The sequence below is a fragment of the Hymenobacter cellulosivorans genome (genome assembly GCF_022919135.1).
GTDB lineage: Bacteria > Bacteroidota > Bacteroidia > Cytophagales > Hymenobacteraceae > Hymenobacter > Hymenobacter cellulosivorans.
This window is the reverse complement of record NZ_CP095049.1, coordinates 1,207,344-1,230,616: the sequence shown is the minus strand read 5'-3', so window position 1 is coordinate 1,230,616 and position 23,273 is coordinate 1,207,344. Positions and strand designations below refer to the sequence as shown.

Sequence of the window (23,273 nt, the reverse complement as noted above, 5' to 3'; positions counted from 1 at the left end):
CCAAGGTAAACAGTGCGCCGTCGCAGCCCAAATTGCTTCTAGCCAACGTATGTTGCCGACCCCGGCCTGGCCGCTGGTAACCCACCCGAACCGCCCTTCTCTTCCTGTAGCGTAGTCTCTATGCCTCGTTCCCGCACCATTAGCCTTTGCATTCTTGCCGTCTTGTTCAGCGGAGCCGGAGTCCTGCATTTCGTCAAGCCGGAGGTGTACATGCGCATCATGCCGCCGTATCTGCCCTGGCACCGGGGACTGGTCTTGCTTAGCGGAGCGGCAGAAATACTGCTAGGGATTCTGCTGCTGCCCCGTGCCACTCGCCGCTGGGCAGCCTGGGGCCTGATTGCGCTACTCATTGCCGTATTTCCGGCCAACGTGTACATGGCCCAAACCAGCGGCGCCGGATTGGGCGTAGCGCCCTGGCTGGTCTGGGTCCGGCTGCCCCTGCAGGCCTTGCTAATCTGGTGGGTGTGGACTCATACGCAAGGCAAAAAATAATACTGGCAGGTATAGCAAAGCGCTACATTAGCGGTACTTATTTGTCTTCATTACGTCTTATATGACCTTTAAATGCACGCTTAGCGCTGGCTTCGCGCTACTTACGGCCCTGACTGCCCAAGCTCAAACCACCGACCCCGCCCGCTTTGCTACCGAGCGGGACTCCTTGTTCCAACACGCGGCGGCCATCCGGAGCCAGGCGGACGAGCAGATTCGCTTTTTCAAGACCTCTTTTCTGGCCGTCCGGGGTACGCGGCGCTGCACCAAAAGCTACTCTACCTTATCGGGACCGACAACCGTTTCGGCCGACAAGCTGCCGAAATACTTGCGCAAGAAACACGTTGTCAAATTTAAGCGAGTGGGTACAGTAGTCGAAAAAGTGTATTACTACACCGCCCAGGGCAACTTAGCCCTGTCGGAGTACTACCAGGATGGCAAACTCGTGCGGCTTACGGCCTCCGACTACTTCGAAATTGACCCGCGGGACCAAGTGAAGGTAGTCAAAACGGAATCGGGTAAATACACGACTATTACGAGCAAAGGAGCTGGCCGCAACCCGATAAAGCAGGTAAAATTCCTGCGCGGCGACTATCTGGAGAAAACGACGCGCAAAGGGTTACCGCAGCGCAACCGCTCTACTACCGAGTATTTTGTAGCGCCCCGCCCCCAGAGCTAACGTCACGCCAAGGATATCCGCCGGCAACTACTCGACCCAGCGGATATCCTTCACGCGCAGCTGCAACGTACGCTGCCCGCGGTACTCATTGATTTCCACCGTGTAGCACACGTTGAAGGGGCTACCCTGCGTAATTCGCTCGTGGTATTCGCCCAGGCCGAAGCCAATGGCATCCACGGTGTGGCGGCCGTCCTGGGTCAGGGTCAGCTTCAGGTGGGAGTTGCCCACAATACGGGCCGATTCGGGAGTGGCGTACACGTACTCCGACTCAAACACTGGATTGGGGTTGCCCGGTCCAAAGGGTTCCATCTGGTGCAGGAGCTTGTAGAAGCCGTCCGTTATTTCGTCGAGGCGCAGCACACCGTCTATTTCTACCGGCGGAATCATTTGCTCGGGCAGAATTCGGCCCGCTACGATTTGCTCAAACCGCTCCCGGAACTTAGGCACGTTTTCGACCGGCAGCGTGAGGCCGGCGGCGTACATGTGGCCACCGTATTGGTCCAGGAGGTCGGCGCACTCACTGATGGCCTGGTGCACATCGAAGCCCACCACCGAGCGGGCCGAGCCGGTGGCTTTGCCGTTGCTCTGAGTCAGGATGATAGTGGGGCGGTAGTACTTGTCGAGGCAGCGCGAGGCCACGATGCCGATGACGCCCTTGTGCCAGTCTTCTTTGTAGAGCACCGTGGAATGAGCATTACGCAAGGACAAATCGTCCTCAATCATGCTCAGCGCTTCCTTTGTAATGCTGGTATCGAAGCCGCGGCGCTCAATATTGGTTTTGTCGACCACGCCGGTTTTCTCTACGGCTTCCTCCTTGGTTTCAGCCAGCAGCATAGCTACCGAGCGTTTGGCGTCGCCCATGCGGCCGGCCGCGTTGATGCGGGGCGCAAAGCCGAACACGAGGCTGCTGATGGTCAGCTCCCCGTCGCGCAGGCCAGCCAGCTCCCGCAGGGCCGCTACGCCAGGGCGCTGCCCGCGGTACCGGTCGTTGAGCAGGCGCAGGCCATGGTAGGCCAGAATGCGGTTTTCACCCGTAATGGGCACGATGTCGGCGGCGATGCTGATAGCCAGCATGTCGAGCAGCTCGTAAAGCGGCGTCTGGTCCTGGCCCAAGTGCTGAGTCAGGGCCTGCATCAGCTTAAAGCCCACCCCGCAGCCAGAGAGTTCCTTAAATGGGTATTCGCAATCGGCACGCTTGGGATCGAGCACGGCCACTGCCTTGGGCAGTTCGGTGCCGGGCAAGTGGTGGTCGCAAATGATGAAGTCGATGCCCCGTTCGTTGGCGTAATCAATGCGGTCCACGGCCTTAACGCCGCAGTCGAGGGCGATAATGAGGCTGAAGTTGTGGTCGACGGCGTAATCAATGCCAGCGTCGGAGATGCCGTAGCCTTCCTTGTAGCGGTCCGGAATGTAGTAGTCGACCCGCTCAGGACCGAACAAGGTGCGCAGGTGAGAAAAAACCAGGGCCACGGAGGTGGTACCATCCACGTCGTAGTCGCCGAAGACCAGCACTTTCTGGCCTTCGTGCAGGGCCGTCAGCAGCCGGTCGACGGCCCGGTCCATGTCGCGCATCCGCAGCGGGTCGGGCAGGTGGTCGAGGCTGGGGCGGAAATATTCGTAGGCTTCGTCGTACGAGCACACCCCGCGCTGGCAGAGTAGCGCGATGATGGCCTCATTCACGCGCAGGGCGTCGGCCAGGTGCCTAACCTTGGTGGGTTCAGGCGCAGGCTTGCGGATCCATCGTTTTTCCATGATTCAGCGGCGGGCCCTCACGGGCGTTATCTTCAAAAGTAAGAAGAAAACCGCGGTCCTCCCCTTTGTACCCCAATGGGCCGGCCCCGAATTCGTATTTTTGCGTTTCCGCCGCCTGAGCTAGTGCCCGATGAAGAAGCTGATTGCCTTTTACAAGCAGTACAAACAATACATTCTGACCGACGGGCTCATGTACCTGATATTTCTGCTGGCCCTGGCCATCATGTTTATCTTCTTCCGCTAGAGCAGGTGTTATCCCAGAACGTCATTCCGAGCAGAGTGAGAAAACTCGCGTGACGTCATCGGGTTAGTAAGCAAATGCCAGCCAGCAAGATGTCTCCCGCTGGTCGACATGACGGGCTTTTATTCCATTCTATAAACTTCTAATTCACGGCGTCGCCGCGCAGCTTGCGGAAGCGTTTGCGGGCCTCAGCGGTGTAGATGCTGCCGGGATATTTGACCAGCAGCTGGTTGTAGAGCGTTTTGGCTTTTTCGCGGTCCTGAAGGTTTTCCTCAGCAATGCTGGCCGTCAAGAACAGCGCATCGTCGCTGAGCACGTCGTACTTGGGGTTGGCCGTAATCTTTTCCAGCGTAGTAAGGGCCGCCGGATAGTCACCCATGCGGCGCTGGAGCTGGGCTTTCAGATACCAGGCGTCGTCGGTGAGGGCATGGCCAGGGTACTTCTGGAGCAGGTTATCCAAGCCCTTGAGGGCCGCATCGAGCTTGTTCTGGAACACAAGCAACTCCACGGCCGAGTAGTCGCGCAGGGCCACGCCAGCGGTGTCCATGGCCGTGTTGTCGGTGATGAGCAGGCTGAGCTGCATGGCATCGTTGGCAATTTCGCGGCTGGTAGCTTCTTTGAGAATGTCCAGGTGGCTTTTGGCCAGTTTGAAGTCGCCGGCGTAGTAGCTCAAGCGGGCATTGCGCAGCTTGGCCTCGTAGCCCACCGGCGAGTCTTTGTGCGACTTCTCGACCTGCGAATACAGCAACGTAGCTTCCCAGGGCTCACTGCGCAGCAGGTAAATATCAGCCAAGTTGACCTTGGCTTCATCCACCACGTCGAGGCTGGCCCGGGGCATGTCGATTACCTCCTGCAACATAGCCATGGCCTTGTCTTTCTCATCGAGCTGAAAGGCGTAAAGAGCCGCCATGTTGCGCAGCACCGGGGCCGTTTCGGGCGTCTTGCCCAAATCCGTCAGCACATTCTGATACTCGCTAATCAGGCTGCGAATCTTGGCAGGGTCCACCGGGTACGTGGAGCGGACCTGCTCCTCGCGGGCCTGCACCAGGCGCTGCCGGGCCAGGCGGTAATACATGCCGCTGCGGTACTCGCGGGTCACATAGTCGTAGCCGGCAATGGCGCTTTCGTAGTCCTTGTTGCGCTGGGCAATGCTGGCCAGTTCCATCACCCGGGCCCCTTCGGTACGGCCGCGCCGGTCGAGGGCCTTGGCCTGCACCAGGGCACCGGTAAAGTCGCGGCGCTGCATTTGTAGCCACAGCAGTAGCTCACTATACACGGCCCGCTCGGGAAACTTCTGCACGTTGGCAAACAGCACTTTCTCCAGCGCGTCGAAGTCCTTGTCTTCGCGCAGGCTGTTCTGAAGCATGTTGCGCACGAAGGGCAACTGCTGCTCATCGTCCTGCACCAAGCGCAGGGTTTCGGTCATCACCTTGTCGGTCTGGCCCGACTGGGTGTAGAGCTGAATCAGCTGGGGGGCGTATTCGGTGTCGTCTTTGGCTAGCGTCCGGCCTTTCAGGTAGGTTTTTTCGGCCCATTCGGGCAGGTTAAGCCGCACAAACTCAGTAGCCACGGGTACTACCTGAGCAGCAGTCAGCTGACTCACGAGCCGGTCGTACTGTTTGGTGGCGGCGGCCGGGTCGCCGGCGGCGGTGTAGAGAGCCCCCAGGGCCACGCCGTAGGACGGCTCCTCGGGCCGCTGACGGATAGCCTTTTTTACCAGCTTTTCGGCGTCCTTGTAGCGCTTCAGGTTTTGAAGCACCGCCAGGTACTCGGGCAGTACGTTGGGCGCGGCCTGCTCTTCGCTGCGCAGGCGGCCAAACAGGAAGGCGGCCTTCTCATTCTCTCCTTTGCGGGCATATTCCCGGGCCAAGGCAATGCCGCCTTCGTCCTGGGCCTGGGCCACCTGCAAGGTGAGGCCCAGCCCTAGCACTACGGCCGAGCTAACGTGAATCAAACGACGCAAAGAAAAAAGACGCATAGCGCAGAGTTCTAATCAAGTAATCCGAGAAGGTAAACCGGACGAGGCTTACTTTCATTCATTTGGGTCCGAAAACCAGAAGGTAAACGTAAAACCTTCGTCTCAAAGATTCTTTCGTAGCGGAAAAGAGTGAGCCGTTGCCACGCAGGCTGCACCCGGCGCCAAACAAAAAGGGCCGTACCCGAAGGTACAGCCCTTTTGATGCTTCTACTAGGTACGCGGCTTAGAAGAACTTGGTGCGCTCATCCTTGATGTTGGCATTGGTCTTCACAGCTTCGTAGATGGCGCCATCGGCACGGGCCGTACGCTGAGCCGTCAGCTGCTGACGAATCGTTGCTACGTCGGTTGGTACGGTAGGCTTGTCGACTTTCACGGTCTCCACAATCAGCACGCCCTGCTCCCCCTGGAAGGGGGCCGACTGCTGACCGGGCTTCAGGCCGAAGGCTTTGCCCACGGCCAGGGGCTCACCGCCCAGACCCTGAACGACGCCGGTACCGAGCACTACGTTATCAGCCGTTTTCACCTGGGCTGTGGGGCCATAGGCAGCGGCAATCTGCTCCAGGGTGCCTTTCTTGCCGTTGAGCTTGTCCATGATTTGCTTGGCTTTCAGCTCGTTGCGCACGGCAGCCGACAACTCTTGCTTCAGGCTGGCTACATCAGCGGTGCCTTTAGCGCGCTCCTCGGTCAGGACGCCGATAACGTACTGGTCACCAATTTCATACACTTCCGATACGTCACCGATTTCGGTTTTCTTGCCGCCGTTGCCGGCGCCGTAGGCCCAGCGGACCAGTTCACGGGCGTTCTGCAGGTTGTTTACGCTGCGGGCGTCGCTGCCCAGACCTTTGGCCTCCTGCTTCTGCAAGCTCTTGTCGGCAGCTACGGCGGCACGGAACGAAGCCAGGTCATTGGCTTTGCCTTTCAGCTCCTGAGCGCGGGCGTAAGCAGCCTCGCGGGTAGCGTCGGAAGGCGTAATGGTCTTCTGAACCGCCGCAATCTGGTAGGTTTGCGAGGTCTTGGGAGCTGTAATCTTGATGATGTGGTAGCCGAACGAGGTTTCTACCGGGTTGGGCAGCAGGCCGGCCGAGGTAGCACCAAATACGGCTTTCTCGAACTCAGGCACCATGCGGCCCTGCGTGAACCAGCCCAGGTCGCCGCCGGTGGCGGTGGTGCCGTCGGTGCCATACTGACGAGCCATAGCGGCGAAGTCGGCGCCTCCCTTGATTTTGGCCAGAACGTCCTTGGCTTTAGCCAGGGCTGCTGCTTTCGCCTCGGGCGTGGTGCCTTCGGGCTTGATGAGAATGTGGCTGGCGCGGGCGGCAGCCTGAGCACCGGCTTTCTGAGCCGTTACTTTGAAGAGCGAGTACACGCCGTTTTCAGCGTAGGGACCATACACCTGACCTACCGTGAGGGGCAGCTGCTGACGCAGCTTCTCGGGCATATCGGCGGGCGTAACGAAGGCACCGTTGTAGGGCTGGTCAGAGTTGAGCTTCACGAAGAGCGAATCAACTGGGGCGGTGCGGAACTGGGCAGCCAGCTCGTCGACCGTCTTTTTCACGGCGGCGCTGTCTTCTACCGAGGCTACCACGGGGATGGACACGTACTCGATGCTACGGCCGGCTTCTACTTTGTAGCGACCTTTGTTCTTGTCGAGGTAGGCCTGCAGCTGGTCGTCGCTCACCTTTACGGCCGAATCAGAGATGGAGAAGTACGGCACGAACAGGTAGCGGATGCTGGCGCGGGTGTTCTGGTTTTCGTTGTAGAGCTTGGCCTCGGCGCTCGTCACGTAGGTCGAGAGCTTGATGAGGTTGTTGTACTTGTTGCCCATGCGCTCCGGAGCCAGGTTGGCTTCGAAGTTGTACCAGGCCTGCTGCGACTGGGGGGGCAGCTTGTCGAGGTTCTTGAGGTACTCAATCACCTTGGCGCGGTCAAACTGGCCGGTCTGCTGATCGGTGAAGGCCTGGCGGATGCTGGGGTGAATGTTTTTGCCCTGCACCATGTCAGTCAGTTCGTCGTCCGATACGGCGATACCCAGCTTTTCGAACTCCTTGGCGAAGGCAATGCGGTAGATGGTCTGGTTCCAGGCCTGGTCGCGCAGGTAACCCATGGCCTGCTCGTCGGGCTGACGGCCTTGCTGCTGGATATAGTTCTGCTTGGCCTGTTCCAGCGCCGCGTTAAACGCTTCGTAGTCTACTTTCTCGCCGGCTATTTCGCCTACCGTGTTTTCATTGCGGTTAAACAGGCGGTTTTTACCGCCTATCAGGTCTCCCCCGACGATAAAGAGCAGCAAACCGATGGCAACGATGCCAACAGCCCAGCTCGATTTTTCTCGGATCGTGTTAATTAATGCCATTTACTTGAAAAAAAGCGCGGTAAAAAAGTAGAAAGAGTCGCAAAATAACCAGAATCCCCCGGACATTCAAAGCTAACCGAACGCAAGCCCGCCCGAAGGTGACTCCGGGCGGGCAAGTTTCAGGTATAAAGCTAGTTTCGGGACTTCTTGCGCGGCTGGGCTTTGCCGGATTTTGCCGGCGACTTGGCCGGAACTTTAGGCGCATTTTTGGGGTCGGCCAGAAAGCGGGCTTCCTTGTCGCGCTGCTTCAGGTAGCGGTAGTACATGATGCAGCCCAGCGAAATCATGAACAGCCAGTAATTGCGCTGCAAGCTCTCAGCGGGCACCTTGGGGTTGTTTTCTACCAAGGTCTGGTACACGCCGATAACGAACGTGACCACGCCCAGTGAAAACAGGATGGTGCGCCACATAGACGGGTCGATACGCATACGAAGAAGTTATTTGGCGTTGACCGGTGGGGCTTCGCTCAGGGTGAAGACGCCGGTAGGATTCAGAATACTGTAGAGCGAGAAATCCTGATTAGCCGTTAGGCCATTGCCCGTCAATACTTCGGTCAGGGTTTCGACCCGTACGGCGGTTTCGGGCTTGGTATAGATAATGGCCTTCACCCGGTCGTAGAACAGCTCCTCGGTGTTCATCTTCTGCTGCTTTTCCTGGTTGGCCACCCGCACATCGCCGCGCACCAGGTAAAGGTTCTTGGCCTTGTCGTACTTGGCGTACTTGCCTTCCAGGGTGTTGATGACCCGGCTGCCACCATCGCCGTAGAAGCTCACTTTGACGCCTTTGGGGTAAATCTGGTCTCCGGATTCAAAGGTTTCCTCCACCGGGGCCGTCAGCCGGATCTGCAGCTTGGCCGAGTCGCTGAGCAGGGTCAGTACGTTGGTTGTTTCGCTGATCGGGCCTTTGTAAACGACCTTCTTGGTTACCTGGGCTTCTTTTTTCTCGCAGCTCCAGGTGCCCCCGGCTAGCAGGGCCACGCCCAGCAACCAGCTTACGCGTTGTGCAGCCATAGCTCCGGGGTACTTACTCAATCCGACGTTTGATAAACCAGCGGTTGTTCAGCGTCACACCCAGCTGCATCCGGATGTAGTCTTCCTTTACGTTGCTGACCTGACGGCTGCTGCCGTTTTCCACCAGTGTGCTGTAGTTGGTATTGCCCCGCTGCCCGTAGGTGAAGGCCAAACTCAGGACCGTCGCGTCGAGAGGGGTAGCGGAAGGCATCGGGAAGGCAAAGCCCCAGCTGACAGCCCGGTCGTAGAGCGTTGCACCGCCGGGACGGTAAGGCATCTGACTGACGCTCAGCCCACCCCGGTAGCTGATGCGTTTGAAGTAGTTGTCAACCGAAGTGGGGTCCGGGGTGAATTCTCCGCCTACTCCCACGCGCAACGTGTTGTTCAGGGGGGTAGCTGCCGACGTGCCGCCGATACCTCTGAAATTCGACCATTGCTGGTGGGCCACATCCAGGCTGGCGCTCCAGGTCTTGTTGTTATCGAGGCTGATGCCGATTTGGGTCAGGGCCGGCAAAGTAGCGGTACCTTTCTTTTCGGTTTCCAACGCCTGCTCCTCAATGACCACGCCCTCGGCATCCTCGCGGCGCAAGGAAATGCTGCGCGTACCGTTCAGGTTGGTTTGGAAGGTGTATACGCCGCCCACATTGTAGTTCAGCTTGTCGTTGAACTTGCTGCGGTAGTGTAAAGCACCGCGGAAAGCAAAGTCAGAGTAGTGCAGCTGGTCACTCACCGCCGACCGGGTGATGTCCGTAACAGCTGCGGCATCAGGCGTTACGACGGTCGTACTCACCACCTCGTCGATAGAGCCAAAAATGTAGGAGGCCGATGCGCCTACGGTTAGCCCTTTAGCTACGCGGAAGGCTTGGGCCAGATAGGCCTCGGTAATTTCGCCCTCGCCTCTCTGCTGCTTGAGCACCTGGGCTCCGCTGTTGTCGTTGGTTACTGCTCCCACGGTGTTCGACTCATAATCGACCGAACTGTAGGGACGCAGGCCCAGCGAGGCTGCCCAGCTTTTGGAGATGGGGAAGCTCAGGGCTAGATAACCCAGCGTGCCGCTGCCGGTTTTATTGGTGCCCGTAGCATTGCGCAGGGTTTTGTACTGCCCGTTGAAGCCAGCTTCGTACGTCGTGCGGCCTGTGTAGTACAGCATGGCCGGGTTGATGTCGTTGACGTTGGTGCTGTTGGGAGCGGCCAAGCCTACGCCGCCCATACCCTGCTGCCGTACACCGCCCAGGTTGGGATTGTAGTCGCCCAACCCTAAGCGCGAATAGGGAGAGTTACCCAGGCCTTGACCATAGACGTTGGGGGCGGCCATCAGGCCTAGTACTACCAGCCCTATAAAGCCAGCCGATTTAGATTTCAACATTATGCACCAGTATTCGGTGAAGCCCAATGAGCACGAGCTCCGGAATGACAAAGATACGGCCTTTCAGCCGTGGTTGAAAAAAGCCAGCGTCGCCCCCGGCTAACACAATCTGCAGATCGGGATTCTGGGCCCGATAGGCAGCAATAAATCCATTTACTTCGGCTACGGCTCCGTTCAATACCCCACTTCGAATGGCTGACTCGGTATCGTCGCCGGTGAGGGCTACGGAAGCCGTAGTATCGGCTGGTGGGGTTACCAACGGCAAACGGCTCGTAAACGTGTGCAGGGCCTGAAACCGCAGCCGCAGCCCCGGGGCAATACTCCCGCCCCGGAACGTATGGCCACCTTCCACCCAGTCGCACTTGATGGCTGTGCCCGCGTCGATGATAAGCGTACTGCGGGTCGGCCAGAGCCAAGCGGCCCCCACGGCCGCCGCGAGTCGGTCGGCTCCCAGGGTCTGGGGCGTAGCGTATCCGTTGTGAATCGGTAACAGTGTCGTGGCGGGCAGAAATTCCAGCACCCGGCCCGAAATCTGCTGCTGCCACTGCGGTACCCAATGGGCCGTATCCTCGGCCACTGAGCTGCTGATGACGTGGCGCGGCTGCAGCCGCGCCAGCATCCCGCTCACGGCCGCCACCGACTCCACCACGCCCGTTTCGAGCAGGTCGTTGCCGGCAAAGCAGCCGTACTTTACGGCGGTGTTGCCAATATCGAGGGCCAGGGTACGCATTCGGGGATAACAGAGGAAATTCAGCTTACTGGAAGTACAACCAGCTGGCTTCAGCTACCGCAGGGCGCGGCCTTAAACCAAACAGGCTGGCTGTATGAGTCAACAGCCAGCCTGCAGGTTGCTTGGTTACAGGAAATACTTCAAGCGAATGACTTCCTTTTCGCTCAAGAAGCGCCATTTGCCACGGGGCAGGTCCTTTTTGGTCAGACCCGCGTACTGCACCCGGTCCAGGGTTACGACTTCGTAGCCTAAGTGCTCGAAGATGCGGCGCACAATCCGGTTGCGACCCAGGTGCAGCTCGATGCCCACGAAGTGCGGGTTACCGGCTACCACGGCCACGTCATCCACTTCTGCTTTGCCATCCTCCAGCTCCAGGCCGGCGGCAATCTGCTTGAGGTGCTCCTCCGTCAGGGGGTTGTTCAGCTCAACTTGGTAGATCTTCTTGTTCTTGTGCGAAGGGTGCGAGAGTTTCTGGGCTACTTCCCCATCGTTGGTGAAGAGCAGCAGGCCCGTCGTGTTCCGGTCGAGGCGGCCTACGGGGAAGATACGCTCCTTCGAGGCCGAAGCGACCAACTCCATCACCGTACGACGGCCTTCCGGGTCGTCGGTGGTCGTCAAGTAATCCTTGGGCTTATTGAGCAGCACGTACACGTGCTTCTCGCGCTTCAGGTTAGTCTTGCCGTATTGCACCGTGTCGGTAGGCTGCACTTGGTAGCCCATTTCCGTCACCACTTCCCCATTCACCCGGATTTCGCCGGCGGCAATAAGGGAGTCGGCTTCGCGGCGGGAGCAGATACCTGCGTTTGCGATGTAGCGGTTCAGGCGGGTCGTGTCAGCGTGGGAGTCGTCTTCGTCGCGGCGGCGCTTGTTGCCGCGCGTCTTGTCTTCCTCGTAGTGACGCAGATTTTTGTACTCGGGTGCTTCGCCGGCTACCTCTCCCCGCTTGGGCTTATCAGCCCGGTTCTCATAAGTTGGGCGAACCGGACGCTCGGTCCGCTCGCCAAAAGGCCGCGCTTCGCGCTTATCGCCGTAGGCTGGCTTATCGCCAAAAGCCCGGGGCTTATCACCGCGTGCTCCACCTTTGTCGCCGTAAGGCTTGCTGCCAAAGCTGGGCCGTTCGCCAAAGCTGCGGTTGCCGAAGCCACTTTCGCGGCGGTCAGGTGCCCCACGGCGCTCCTCACGACCAAAGCCACTCTCGCCGCGGCGCTCCGATCCGACGTTATCATCCCGACGGTCGGGGCGCGGTTTCTCCTCACGGTTGAAACCTTCAGGCACGCCCCGGAAATCGAATGGACGCGCCGGCCGGATAGCCCGGTTGGGCCCCGTGTCACCGTCGCGCTCTTCGCGGCGGAAATCCACCGGCGGCTCGGGCATGCTCGGCTTGGGCTGGGCGTGAGGGTTTACTTTGTTGAATTTGCGGTTACGTTCCCCGGAATTGCCGCGGGGTACAGCGGGTTTGCCTTCCTGCTGATAAGGCTGGCCGGGCCAGTTCGCCTTGGGATTATAAGGCTGCGCTGGGCGCTCGTCGCGGCGGTCTTCCCGGCCTTCGAAGCGGCGGGACGAACTCCGGTCATTGTCGCGGCCGAACGAGCGGCGGTCGTCGCCTCCATCGCGGCGCGGGCCGCCGAAGCCGCCGCGGTTGCCGGAACCTTCACTACGGCCGAAGCTGCCGGGGCCACCTGAGTTGCCAAACTTACGCGGCCCGCCTTCGCTGCCGCCGAAGCGCTTGCCCCCGCCAGAGCTGGGGCGGCCTTCCGAACGGCCAAAAGATGGGCGCGAGGAAAAGTCGCGGCCGGCACCGTCATTGCCGGAACGGTTGCCGCCGAAACCACCTTCGCCGGGACGGGAAGAGAATTTGCGCGGCCCACCGCTGTTGCCAAAGTTGCCGGAAGGCCGGTCGCCGCTGGGGCGCCCCCGCCGGGCGGAGTTGTCATCGTTGTGTTTCTTGCCCATGGTTGCAAGGAATGAGTGCCGTATCGCTACGGTACAAGGTAAAAATGAATCAGAGGAAAATCCGGCGGGCTAACGCGGTAGCCCTGAAAACAGTGCCCGGACCAACGGCGCGGGCGCTGAAGGCCGCCTGCCGCTAGTCCGGGCAAAGATGGAAGCTGGGCAGCGCGACTAGTCGCGACGCGCCATTTTGGCTTCGATGGAGTGCTGGGTGTGGGGTACAGCGCGCAGACGCTCCTTGGGAATCAGCTTGCCGGTGCCGATGCACACGCCATAGGTACCGTTCTTGATACGTACCAGGGCGTTTTCAAGCTGCTGGATGAACTTCATCTGGCGCGAGGCCAACTGGTTCATGCTTTCCTTTTCGGCCGTGTCAGCGCCGTCTTCCAGCACCTTAGCCGAGGAAGCGGTGTTGTCGGTGCCCGAGTCGTTTTTGCGGCTCAGAGTTTCTTTGATGAATGCTACTTCCTTGCGGGCTGCGTTGAGTTTGTCTTGGATGATTTCCGCAAACTCAGCCAGTTCTTCCCTGGAATAGCGTAGGTTTTCTTCACTCATGGGGGTTCAGGGAGAGGTTAATTAATTGAATATTAAATTTTTACCAAGCAAGGTCTTAGCAAAATCCCGGCATATTTAGCTTTTAAACAGCAAGCCTACCAAATAAGTTGCTGCGAAGCTTTCCCGTAAACAGTGGGTTTCCGGTTTTGGCGTATTCCCGCGCTATTTGGCCGCAAAGCTACGGTTTTGTCCGATAATCAGCCAGCTACGATTTTTCTTTGCCCGCAGCTGCGCATTACCCTTTGGCTTAGAAGCCCAGCATGTGAATAGCGGCAGCGGCAGCCTCCACGCCCTTGTTGCCGTGCTTGCCCCCGGCCCGGTCTAAGGCCTGTTCCAGGTTGTTGGTCGTTACCAAGCCGAAGATGACGGGCTTATTAAACTTCAGTCCCACGTTAGTCAGACCGTGAGCTACGGCGTGGTTGATGTAGTCGTCATGCTTGGTGTCGCCTTTGATAACGACGCCCAGACAGATGACAGCATCAATTTCCTCGTGCTGGGCCAGGAACTGAGCACCCAGCGTCAGCTCAAAGCTGCCGGGTACGCTGTTGCGGTAGATGTTCTCTTCCTTGGCTCCGTGCTTGATTAGGGTATCGTAAGCGCCTTGGGCCAGCACATCGGTAATTTCGCGGTTCCATTCGGCTACTACCAGCCCAAAGCGTTTGTCGGAGATATCGACGAAGCTGTTGGCGGTGTAGTCACTCAAGTTTTTCAGGGAAGTAGCCATAGCCGTCTTCGGTTCAGTGGTCAGTTTACTTATAAAACAAAGCTGCGCCTTCCTTGCGGAAAAGCGCAGCTTGTGTGATTGAGGTTAATCGGCAGACTTATTTGCCAGCCAAGCCTTCGAGGCGGGCCTTGAATTGCTTGGCTTCGCCTACTTCCTGGGCGTTCTGGTAGTCGGTCAGAATTTTGTCGTATGCCTTGATGGCACCTTCGTTGTCCTTGGCCAACTCCCGAGCCGTAGCTTCCTTCATCAGGTAGCCGGGCGAGAAGTATTCGTTGGCGTTGTAGTTGGCAGCCTTGTTATATAAGTCGGCCGCCTCCTTGTACTTGTTGAGCTCCAGGTTGGCGTCGCCGAGCAGGGCATAAGCGCGGGCCTGTACCAACAGGTCGTCCGAGCTGAAATCTTCCAGGTAGTCGATGGCCGCCTGGAACTTGCCTTGCTTCAGCGCGGCAGCACCGGCGTAGAAGTTAGCCAGATTGCCAGCTTTGGTACCGCTGTACTCCGAGGCAATGGCTTCCAGGCCGTCGTATTGACCATCACCCTTCATTGCCTTGTTCAGTGAGTCAGCTTCCCAGTAGTTCACTGCCTGAAACATGGCCGCTTGAGCCTTGGTATCCTGCGATGAGCGCCAAGTGTAATACCCGAAAGCTCCTACCACGGCCAGCACCACTACAGCCAGCAGGCCGAGCAGTACATTCTTGTTGCGACGCAGGAAGTCCTCCGAGTTAGCCAGCCGCTCAGCCAAGGCATCCGGGTCTTCGAGCAAGGGATGCTCGGGTACCAAGTCACCTTCGATGGGCTGATTAGGGTCCGCCGGGACCTGGGTCTGCTGCGGACGGTTCTGCGGGCTATTGCGCGTGTAGGGAATCTTAGACATTACTAGGCTTTCAAAAAGGGCGGCCGGGCAGCCGGGTAAAACTCCGCGGGGAAGTTAGTCGCGGATGTAAGGATAGTCCTGCTGCACGTAGACGTCTTTGTACAGCTCGTCGGCAGTAGGGAAAGGCGAGTTCTCAGCAAACTCTACCGACTCCTGCACCTGCGCTTTGATCTTCTCGTCGATGGCCGTCAGCTGCTCTTCCGTTGCCATATTGTGGGTCAGGATGGTGTGGCGTACCGACTCGATAGCATCACGCGAACGGTAGTCTTCTAGTTCCTCCTTGGTCCGGTATTTTGCCGGGTCGCTCATCGAGTGACCTTTGTAGCGGTAGGTTTTGAACTCCAGGAATGTGGGGCCTTCACCGGCCCGGGCGCGCTCAGCGGCGCGAGCTACGGCCTCGTGAATGTCTTCCACGTTCATGCCGTTCACTGGCTCGGAGGGCATGTCGTAACCACGACCGATGTGGTAGAGTTCAGTCACGTTCGAGGTGCGCTGTACCGACGTACCCATGGCATAACCGTTATTCTCTACAACGAAGATGACGGGCAGCTTCCACAGCATAGCCATGTTGAAAGCCTCGTGCAGGGCACCCTGGCGCACGGCACCATCACCCATGTAGCAAATGCAGAGGTTGCCAGTCTTGTTGTACTTCTCGGCGAAGGCCAGGCCAGCACCCATCGGCACCTGACCGCCTACGATGCCGTGGCCGCCAACGAAGTTTACCTCTTTGTCGAACATGTGCATCGAGCCGCCTTTGCCTTTCGAGCAACCAGTAGCTTTGGCATACAGCTCCGCCATGATGGCGTTGGGCGAAGTGCCCAGGGCTAGAGGGTGGGCATGGTCGCGGTAAGCAGTAATCCACTTGTCGCCTTTTTGCAGGGCCGACACGGCACCAGCCACGCAGGCTTCCTGGCCAATATAGAGGTGGCAGAAACCCTTAATCTTCTGTTGACCGTAGAGCTGACCAGCCTTCTCCTCAAACTTGCGCATGAGCTGCATCTGCTCGTACCAAGTCAGGTAGGTCTCCTTAGAGAATTGGGGCTCGGCCGGCGACGTAGCACGCGGAGCATTCTGCTCGGGCTGCTGCTCGTCGGTCGGGGGCAATACCGGATCCGGTTGCTTCACCGTTTCGGTGGCACCGTCTGCTTTAGGGGTAGCCTTCTTATTCGACGATTTTTTCGCCGAATTGGATGCGCTTGGGGTAGCCTTTACTTTCGTCTCCGCCATCGTACTCTCGGTTGTTCGCGTTTGGGATGCGAAAGTACGTAAAAGGATTGCAATTCCGAACCTGAATGATTCTTGAAACTCTACATCTGCTGTTCTTCAAAAACTACGATGAGGCGACGCTTCAGCTCTCGCCCCATATCAACTGTTTTATAGGAGATAACGGCAGTGGGAAGACCAACCTGCTCGATGCCATCCACTATTTGGCGTTGACTAAAAGCGCCTTCACCAGTTCGGATGCCCAGAGCATAAAACAAGGCGAGGAGTTCTTCGTGGTGAAAGGCCGGTTCTGCACCCCGCCCGACGACGTGCGCGAAACCATTCAGTGTAGTCTGCGAGCCGGGCAGAAGAAAGCCGTGACCCACAACAAGCAGGCCTACGAGCGCATCTCCGACCACATCGGCCGCTTCCCAGTGGTGCTTATCTCGCCCTACGATACTGACCTGATTCGGCAGGGCAGTGAGGAGCGCCGCCGTTATTTCGACAGCCTGATTTCCCAGCTCAACCACGAGTACCTGGAGTTGCTCATTCAGTATAATCACCTCCTGCGCCAACGCAATGCCGTGCTTAAGCAAGCCGCCGACCGCCAGGGCTACGACCGCGACTACCTACTAGTATTAGATGAACAGCTAGCGCCTGTAGGCACCCAATTGGTGCAGCTGCGCCAGCAGTTCCTAGCCGACTTCACTCCTATCTTTCAGCGCCACTACCAGCAGCTCGCCGACAGCCGGGAGGAAGTCACACTGGAGTACAAGAGCCAGTTACCCGATGCCGACTTCCTACACTTACTGCGCACCTTCGAGCGTAAAGATTTAGCGTTGCAACGCACCACGGTAGGCCCACACAAAGACGACTTCGTGTTTTTGATGGATGGGGTATCAGTAAAGAACTATGGCTCCCAGGGCCAGCAGAAATCGTATGCTATTGCCCTCAAGCTGGCACAGTTTGAAATAGCTGCCACCCGTAAGCAGCACAAGCCCATTCTACTCCTTGACGACATCTTCGACCGCCTGGACGAGAAGCGCATTACTCGCTTGCTGCAACTCGTCGCCGATCAGACCTTCGGTCAGGTTTTTTTGACCGATACTCATCTGGAGCGTACTGACCGCGCCTTGGCGAACCTTTCGGAACAGATCAGCCGATTTCGGGTTGAAAGTGGCCACGTAACGGCCCTTTAGTCGGCCATCTACTTTATCTTTGCAGAAGCTGTCAGCAAGGTCAGTATGACTATCACAGCTCATCAGTTCGCGCGTAGTATATCCAGTGATTTTGAAAAAATATAACTCGCCCGAAAATTCCCGTAAGGCCGATGTCCTCACCCTAAAGGAGGGCATAACGGCGCTGCTTAAGGCCTACCGTCTGCAAGGCAAACTCAACGAGACACTGGTCGTTTCGAGTTGGGAGCGGATCATGGGCAAGGCTGTAGCTCTCAAAACCCAGGAGGTATACATCAGCCAGGGCAAGCTGTTTGTGCGTCTTAGCTCTGCTCCGCTCAAACATGAGCTGGTGATGGCCAAGACCCGGGTGCTCGACCTAATCAACGCAGAGGTTGGTGAGCAGGTCATCAAGGAAGTGGTTTTCCTTTAGAATGACTTTTTAAGTCCCAACCGGCCTTAACCCAACCTGAACAGCCGGCGGCTCAGCTCTCCGGGTTATTATGAGCTAGCGCAGCACTCTTTAGTCGGCCACCGTATTCAGCCAAAGCTCCACAGTCAATTGTGGAGCTTTTATTTTGTCACCCATTTAAGGAATTGGCTCGACTACTTAAGAGCACCCTTTTTACTTCTCTTCTTTTTACTGCACCTCCCCTACCCCATGTCTGAAATCACCTTACCTAACTTCCGGCCCGTGTCTTACTCGCGGGTTACGCTCACCGAATTGATGATTCCTTCCTATGCCAATTTTGGTGGCAAGATTCACGGGGGAATTCTGTTGTCGTTGATGGACAAAGTGGCCTATGCCGCTGCTTCCAAACATGCCGGAAACTACTGCGTCACGGTCAGCGTGGATGGCGTCAATTTCCTGCAGCCAGTTGAGGTTGGAGAGTTAGTATCCTTGCTGGCTTCGGTCAATTATGTTGGGCGCACTTCTCTACTAGTCGGCATCAAGGTCATTGCCGAAGATGTGCGCAGTGGCTCGGTCAAGCACACTAACACTTCCTATTTTACGATGGTAGCGAAGGACGAGGCGGGACGACCGACTACGGTACCAGGCCTCAGCTTGGAAAGTCCTGAAGACAGCCGGCGTTTTCTCGAAGCCATTAAAAGAAGAGAGTTCCGAGACCGAAACAAAGCCGAGTTTGATAACGCTCTGTCCGCACTGGCTGTACCCCAGGAGATGTATCTACTGCAGCAGGAACGCTGCAAAATTGTGTATTAGCTTTCTCGATAGGTAGGCTTACTCTACTCCACTATTGTTACCAAACACTCGGCTACTGATACAGGCCTTCTCTACGCCCTAAATGACAAATATGTTTCACGTGGAACATATTTGTCATTTAGGACCGTACACCTTCATAAGCAGCTCATTATAGGCTTCAAGGAGCGCTATGTACTTCGTTTGTAAAGCCATAAGTTGCTTTACAGGATCGGAATCAGAAGATTGTAACGAACTTGTACGTTGCGTTACATTTACACTAGGTTGTATTGTTACAGAAGGAGCAACAAATGGCAATACAGTCTGTTGTAACGAGGTAAAATCATTTGAGAAATCGTGTCCGATTATTTCGCCTACTCGCTTTACAAATGCGTAATCCAAACTATCTTCTTTGAATTTACGGTAGATAGTTGGACGAGTGATACCAAGTTCCTCCACGATGCGGGTAATGGAAATACCGCTGTTTTTAATAGCTTCTTGAAGGATTTCACCTTGGTGTGGCATGGAGGGCGGGTTGTAATAAGGACAGGGTGTAAAGATGTCAAAAGTGTTCTAATGCAACAAACAGAACGTGTAAAAACATACATCGATTGTACGTGTAACATCGTTACAACAAACATCATGTAACAATACAACAGTTACACGTTACATTCTATTGTTACACTAAAATTGTTTTACATTTTGACATATTGTGTATCTGACTGCTTGTAACGCAGCTGAACACATTACAAATAAGCTCTAATATGGGTTGCTTTGGCCATGGCTGACAGCTCCGCTTCCTGATTGAGGAGAACGGAGCTTACCACCGTGTTCCACCCGTAGTACAATTGCTTGGAACACGTCGGACACAGTATGGAAGAATCATCCTTGGCGCTGACCAGCCAGTATTGTAAGGAGCTGATCAGGGTAATCGGTGGTGATGCCGTGAACGTCGAGTTGAATGAGGCGACGCATGCTAGCTTCATCGTTTACTGTCCAGGGCACGAGACGCATGCCGAGAGCCTGCACTTCGCGTAGTAGCTCGGGGGTAAGCAAGGTGTAATTGGGGCCAAAGACTGGGGGCACGAAGCCCAGCACGGCCAGATGCTCGGCCAGTGGCCGCCCGTCTTCGACCAGTAAACACAGCGGCAAGTTGGGGGCCAGCCGGCGGGTCCATTGCAGAATACGCTCGTCGAAGGAGAGCAGCGTAGTGCGCTCCAGAACTCCCTGCTCCTCCCCTAGCACGGCCAGTACCAACGCTACAAATTCGGCAGGCCCAGGATGAAAAATATCGTCGCCACCCGGCTCCGTTTTTACCTCGATACTGTAGCGCACCGCTGATCTGCCTAGCTGAGCAACCTGGGCTTCTGTCTGCCGGATTACCTCGCGCAGCAGAGGCTTGTATACGGGCAAGGGTTGCTGCTTAGGGAAGCGTGGGTGCTGAGTTAGGCCACAGTCGTACTGCCGAATTTGGGCGTAGGAAAGCTGGTATAGGTTGTGCTGCAACTCGTGAGCTGGCTCGATTGGCTCCCCAGTGGGCAAACGGCAGATAGGGGCCGAAAACCAGGGCTCATGCGACACAACTACCTGCTGGTCGGCAGAAATTACCACGTCCAGCTCCAATACGTCCACGCCCAGCGCTACAGCGCGGGCAAAAGCGGGTAGCGTATTCTCCGGCAATAGCCCACGACAGCCCCGGTGCCCGTGAACTTCGGGTCGGGACCACCCAGGATAAGGTGCAGAAAGGTTCATACGGCCTCTTACGCGGCTGCATAGCTTAAGGCCGGTCTACCAAGAACTCGATTGATTTTTCACGGTTGCTTCAGCAAGCCAAGAGCAACTCTTATAGCTGTTGTTACCGGTATCGGCAATACTAGCAACTCCAAGTAGCAGGTACTGCGCCCACGGCAATAGATTAGGTAGCAAAACCAATATTTTTGCGGTCTAACCTTGTATCTCTTCTTTGCGCTTTATGAAAAAGATTGTTCTGTTGCTCGTACTAGCAGCGTTGGGGGTCGGCGGCTATCTCTACTATCGTAGCCTGACGACGGGCCCTGAGTACTCGCTAATGCAGGCTGCCAAAGCCACCCAAGACCACGACATGGCCGCCTTTGAGCGCTACGTTGATGTGAATAGCGTTACGGGCAGCCTGGTAGATCAGGTAACCAACCAAAGCTCAGCGCTGGGTTTGCTGAATCCTGGCTCTTTTGCCTTTAAAGGAGCGCTGCGCCTGCTGAAGCCCCAGCTTTCGAAAGCGGCTCATAAGGAGATACAGAACTACGTGGAGTCGGGTTCGCTGGAAGCCGCGGCCGCTGCACAGCCCGACCGCGCTGTGAAGGTTTCGCTGGCCGGGCTGGCCAGCAAAGTGGTCAGCACCGACAGCAAGTTCAAGACCATTAAATACGTGAATGAGCAGGGCGAGCAGGCTTTGGTCGGCATCGAGATTACTCAGCCAAAATATGACACCACGATGGTCATCGAGGTAAAGATGCAGGACAAGGGCGACTACTGGCAGGTAAAGGAAATCACCAACACCGGGGAGTTGCTCAAGCACGTAGCGCGCCTGGAAAAAGACCGACTGCTGAAGCGCGACTAAGAACGCCCGGCCCTATTTAGACCGCTACACTGGCCTAAAAAAGAAAGCCCCGCCACAGTATTGTGGCGGGGCTTTTTATTGGATACAGTTGGTGACTAGGTCAGGTTCGATTTGCCGCGGCCAGCCATCAGGTAGTACAGGATCAGGCCCAGAACGGGCAGGAACCAGATGATAGCTACCCAGAGAATCTTCTTACCCAAAGACCAAGGCTGACGGAACACATCAATCAGGGCCAGTACGTCGAGAACCAGAATCGCGATACCCCAGAGCGACAGGCCGCCGTTGCTGTTGAAGCGGCTGCAGGCAGTGGTGGTCAGCGTAAGGGTAAGTAGCAGGGCCGTAACCGGCACACGGTTAGCGAGGGCAGCAATCTTATTCATGAGAAGTCAGGTGTTGGTGGAGGAAGAACGAGAATATGCCGCTCTTTACGCATGACTTTTGGAATGGATATAACCGGCTAGGCCCTATACAAACAAATCACTGTTAATCAGGTACTTAAAATACAAACCGCTGAATTTCGCTCCAGAAATGAATGGCTACTTCGGGTATGTATATGAGCGTCAGGATGATACCATAAAGAGCGCCGTAAAAGTGGGCGTCGTGGTTGATGTTGTCGCCGCGGCGGCGGCCCATATAGTAGGAATAGCCCAGATAGAGGAAGCCAAATATGAAAGGCTTGATGGGAATAGGAATCGGAAAGATGGTGATACCCTCGCCTTCAGCGCCAACGGGGTTGAACAGGATACTGGCAAAGATGACGGCAGCTACTCCCCCGGAAGCCCCGAGGCTGCGGTAGTCAGGGTCGGTGCGGTGGCGGAAGTAGGTGGGCAAGTCGGAGATGATGATGCCGCCGAGGTAGAGCCCCAGGAACTGCAACAGGCCCACCGTGGAGCCGCTGTTGGCAATCAGAATATCCTGCACCATCTGACCAAAGGAGTAAAAGGCCAGCATGTTGAAGATAAGGTGCATCCAGTCGGCGTGCAGGAAGCCGGAGGTGAGTAGGCGGTACCATTCGCCACGCCGGTTCATCTGCACCGGGTTTAGAATCCAGCTGTCCATGAAATCCTGATTAGACCAAGCGTAGATGGAGATACCAGCCGTGAGCAGAAGCAGCACAATGGGGGCTTCGAGAGTGAACATGAGCAGAAAGTCGGAAGTGGAAAAGAGTAAAACAGATTTTAAGGCTATCTGGCCGCTTGCCAGACCTTAGAACGAACGAAGACTCAGCTTATGGGGCCAAGTCTTCGTGAAGGGCATAAAAACAGGCTATTTCGAGGAGCTTAGCTTTCCCGCTCCAGAAGCTGCAGCGCAAGGCCACGCAAGGGCGCTTTGCGTTCGGCTGGTACCTGCACCCGGTCGAGGTGTTGCAAGGCATCCTGGAAGTACTGGTTAATCAGGGCTTCGGTTTGGGGCCGGATATTGAGCTCGTCGTACACAGACCGCACGGCCTGCACTTTGGCTTCGGCATCGGTTACGGGTTGGCCGATGTGCTGGGCCAGCAGGGCGCTTTGCTCGGGGTTGGCCTGGGCCTGAGCGGTAAGCAGCAGGAAAGTTTTCTTGTCCGAGACAATGTCGCCACCGACGCGCTTGCCAAAGGTGGCGGCGTCGCCGTAGACGTCGAGCAGGTCGTCGCGGAGCTGGAAGGCCAGGCCGATGTCGGTGCCGAACTGGCGCAGGTGGTCGGCAGCTTCGGCCGAAGCGCCGGCCAGCAGGGCGCCCAGCTCCAGGCAGAAGCCCAGTAGCACGGCCGTCTTGAGCCGGATCATATCCAGGTACTGCGCAATGGTCACCTGCCCTTCCGTCTCGAAGTTCATGTCCCACTGCTGGCCTTCGCAGACCTCGGCAGCCGTCTGGCTAAAGCGGCGCAGCACGGGGGCCAGCAGCTCGGGCTGCACGTCCAGGAATAGCTCGTAGGCCCGCACCAGCATCACGTCGCCGCTAAGGATGGCTACCGTCGAATTCCACTTCTCGTGCACCGTGGGCTGGCCGCGGCGCAGCGGGGCCTGGTCCATGATGTCGTCGTGGAGCAGGGTGAAGTTGTGAAAGACCTCGGTGCCCAGGGCCGGCTTGATAATGGGGTCGAGGTCGTCGGTGAAGAGGTGGGCGCCCAGCAGCGTGAGCAAGGGCCGGATGCGTTTGCCGCCCAGGGCCATGATGTAGCGGATGGGCTCGTAGAGGGTTTCGGGGGCTTCGCCGTAACGCTGCTGCGCCAGGGCGGCGGTGATTTTATTGGAGAAATAAGAAAGGTCCACAGGCAGTCAAAAGGGTGCGGCGGAAAGGTACGGGGAACGGATGAGTTGGGGAAGCAGGAGACTGGCTGTTATGAATAGGTCGATACCAACGCGGGGTTTGTAGGGACGAAGCCAAAGCTTCTAAAAACGAAAAGCCCTTTCCCGTCGC

The 23,273-nt window shown here is 57.0% G+C and carries 23 protein-coding genes; 6 read left to right on the top strand and 17 right to left on the bottom strand.

What is annotated here, in order from left to right:
* Positions 1 to 120: 120 nt before the first annotated feature.
* Positions 121 to 492 carry a DoxX family protein gene (locus MUN80_RS05270; RefSeq protein ID WP_244720552.1) on the top strand — a complete coding sequence of 124 codons (372 nt, stop codon included), beginning with the start codon at positions 121 to 123 and terminating at the stop codon, positions 490 to 492.
* 61 nt (positions 493 to 553) lie between these two features.
* Positions 554 to 1,168: a hypothetical protein gene (locus tag MUN80_RS05265; protein ID WP_244720550.1), complete on the top strand. Its 615-nt coding sequence runs from the start codon at positions 554 to 556 to the stop codon at positions 1,166 to 1,168.
* A gap of 27 nt (positions 1,169 to 1,195) precedes the next feature.
* Here the strand turns inward: MUN80_RS05265 and recJ are convergent, their stop codons facing one another.
* The 12 genes from recJ to pdhA form a co-directional block, all read right to left on the bottom strand.
* Complete coding sequence (recJ, locus tag MUN80_RS05260; protein WP_244720548.1) at positions 1,196 to 2,920, bottom strand: single-stranded-DNA-specific exonuclease RecJ; 1,725 nt, start codon at positions 2,918 to 2,920, stop codon at positions 1,196 to 1,198.
* A gap of 383 nt (positions 2,921 to 3,303) precedes the next feature.
* Entirely contained in the window at positions 3,304 to 5,139 is a 1,836-nt protein-coding gene (locus MUN80_RS05255) for a tetratricopeptide repeat protein (RefSeq protein ID WP_244720546.1), read from the bottom strand.
* Positions 5,140 to 5,362: 223 nt separating this feature from the next.
* Positions 5,363 to 7,489, bottom strand: a complete 2,127-nt coding sequence (locus tag MUN80_RS05250; RefSeq protein ID WP_244720544.1) for a peptidylprolyl isomerase — start codon at positions 7,487 to 7,489, stop codon at positions 5,363 to 5,365.
* Between the two features lie 131 nt (positions 7,490 to 7,620).
* Positions 7,621 to 7,917 (bottom strand): hypothetical protein, encoded by a 297-nt coding sequence (locus MUN80_RS05245; protein ID WP_244720541.1) that lies wholly within the window; start codon positions 7,915 to 7,917, stop codon positions 7,621 to 7,623.
* Positions 7,918 to 7,926: 9 nt separating this feature from the next.
* The gene (gene lptC / locus MUN80_RS05240) at positions 7,927 to 8,499 is read right to left on the bottom strand and encodes an LPS export ABC transporter periplasmic protein LptC (protein WP_244720538.1); all 573 of its coding nucleotides are present in this window, start codon (positions 8,497 to 8,499) and stop codon (positions 7,927 to 7,929) included.
* Between the two features lie 13 nt (positions 8,500 to 8,512).
* The gene (gene bamG, locus MUN80_RS05235; RefSeq protein WP_244720532.1) at positions 8,513 to 9,865 is read right to left on the bottom strand and encodes a BamG family beta-barrel-assembly machinery protein; all 1,353 of its coding nucleotides are present in this window, start codon (positions 9,863 to 9,865) and stop codon (positions 8,513 to 8,515) included.
* Entirely contained in the window at positions 9,852 to 10,595 is a 744-nt protein-coding gene (locus MUN80_RS05230) for a type III pantothenate kinase (RefSeq protein WP_244720530.1), read from the bottom strand. Before MUN80_RS05230 ends, bamG begins: the two co-directional genes overlap by 14 nt.
* Before the next feature lie 126 nt (positions 10,596 to 10,721).
* On the bottom strand, positions 10,722 to 12,548 hold the full coding sequence (locus tag MUN80_RS05225; protein WP_244720528.1) for a pseudouridine synthase: 1,827 nt from the start codon (positions 12,546 to 12,548) through the stop codon (positions 10,722 to 10,724).
* Positions 12,549 to 12,716: 168 nt separating this feature from the next.
* Positions 12,717 to 13,100, bottom strand: coding sequence for a TraR/DksA family transcriptional regulator (locus tag MUN80_RS05220; RefSeq protein ID WP_135465508.1), 384 nt, complete (start codon positions 13,098 to 13,100; stop codon positions 12,717 to 12,719).
* Between the two features lie 247 nt (positions 13,101 to 13,347).
* Complete coding sequence (ribH, locus tag MUN80_RS05215) at positions 13,348 to 13,824, bottom strand: 6,7-dimethyl-8-ribityllumazine synthase (protein ID WP_244720526.1); 477 nt, start codon at positions 13,822 to 13,824, stop codon at positions 13,348 to 13,350.
* A 97-nt stretch (positions 13,825 to 13,921) separates the two neighbouring features.
* A complete protein-coding gene (locus MUN80_RS05210) occupies positions 13,922 to 14,698 on the bottom strand; it encodes a tetratricopeptide repeat protein (protein WP_244720524.1) in 777 nt (258 codons plus the stop codon).
* A 54-nt stretch (positions 14,699 to 14,752) separates the two neighbouring features.
* A complete protein-coding gene (gene pdhA, locus MUN80_RS05205; RefSeq protein WP_244720522.1) occupies positions 14,753 to 15,802 on the bottom strand; it encodes a pyruvate dehydrogenase (acetyl-transferring) E1 component subunit alpha in 1,050 nt (349 codons plus the stop codon).
* A gap of 188 nt (positions 15,803 to 15,990) precedes the next feature.
* Here pdhA and recF point away from each other — a divergent pair, with 188 nt between their 5' ends.
* From recF to MUN80_RS05190, 3 genes are all read left to right on the top strand, one after another.
* On the top strand, positions 15,991 to 17,100 hold the full coding sequence (gene recF, locus MUN80_RS05200) for a DNA replication/repair protein RecF (protein WP_244720520.1): 1,110 nt from the start codon (positions 15,991 to 15,993) through the stop codon (positions 17,098 to 17,100).
* Between the two features lie 91 nt (positions 17,101 to 17,191).
* Entirely contained in the window at positions 17,192 to 17,509 is a 318-nt protein-coding gene (locus tag MUN80_RS05195) for a DciA family protein (protein ID WP_240737337.1), read from the top strand.
* Positions 17,510 to 17,737: 228 nt separating this feature from the next.
* Positions 17,738 to 18,301 carry an acyl-CoA thioesterase gene (locus MUN80_RS05190; RefSeq protein WP_244720518.1) on the top strand — a complete coding sequence of 188 codons (564 nt, stop codon included), beginning with the start codon at positions 17,738 to 17,740 and terminating at the stop codon, positions 18,299 to 18,301.
* A 114-nt stretch (positions 18,302 to 18,415) separates the two neighbouring features.
* Here the strand turns inward: MUN80_RS05190 and MUN80_RS05185 are convergent, their stop codons facing one another.
* Complete coding sequence (locus tag MUN80_RS05185) at positions 18,416 to 18,802, bottom strand: helix-turn-helix domain-containing protein (RefSeq protein WP_244720516.1); 387 nt, start codon at positions 18,800 to 18,802, stop codon at positions 18,416 to 18,418.
* Between the two features lie 357 nt (positions 18,803 to 19,159).
* Positions 19,160 to 20,029 (bottom strand): glycerophosphodiester phosphodiesterase family protein, encoded by an 870-nt coding sequence (locus MUN80_RS05180; RefSeq protein ID WP_262922037.1) that lies wholly within the window; start codon positions 20,027 to 20,029, stop codon positions 19,160 to 19,162.
* Between the two features lie 220 nt (positions 20,030 to 20,249).
* Here MUN80_RS05180 and MUN80_RS05175 point away from each other — a divergent pair, with 220 nt between their 5' ends.
* A complete protein-coding gene (locus MUN80_RS05175) occupies positions 20,250 to 20,873 on the top strand; it encodes a DUF2939 domain-containing protein (RefSeq protein WP_244720508.1) in 624 nt (207 codons plus the stop codon).
* A gap of 95 nt (positions 20,874 to 20,968) precedes the next feature.
* Here MUN80_RS05175 and MUN80_RS05170 read toward each other — a convergent pair whose 3' ends face one another.
* The 3 genes from MUN80_RS05170 to MUN80_RS05160 all read right to left on the bottom strand — a co-directional run bounded on the left by MUN80_RS05170 (position 20,969) and on the right by MUN80_RS05160 (position 23,125).
* On the bottom strand, positions 20,969 to 21,253 hold the full coding sequence (locus MUN80_RS05170) for a PLD nuclease N-terminal domain-containing protein (RefSeq protein ID WP_244720504.1): 285 nt from the start codon (positions 21,251 to 21,253) through the stop codon (positions 20,969 to 20,971).
* 115 nt (positions 21,254 to 21,368) lie between these two features.
* A complete protein-coding gene (locus MUN80_RS05165; protein ID WP_244720501.1) occupies positions 21,369 to 22,013 on the bottom strand; it encodes a rhomboid family intramembrane serine protease in 645 nt (214 codons plus the stop codon).
* Between the two features lie 140 nt (positions 22,014 to 22,153).
* Positions 22,154 to 23,125, bottom strand: a complete 972-nt coding sequence (locus MUN80_RS05160) for a polyprenyl synthetase family protein (RefSeq protein ID WP_244720499.1) — start codon at positions 23,123 to 23,125, stop codon at positions 22,154 to 22,156.
* Positions 23,126 to 23,273: the final 148 nt, after the last annotated feature.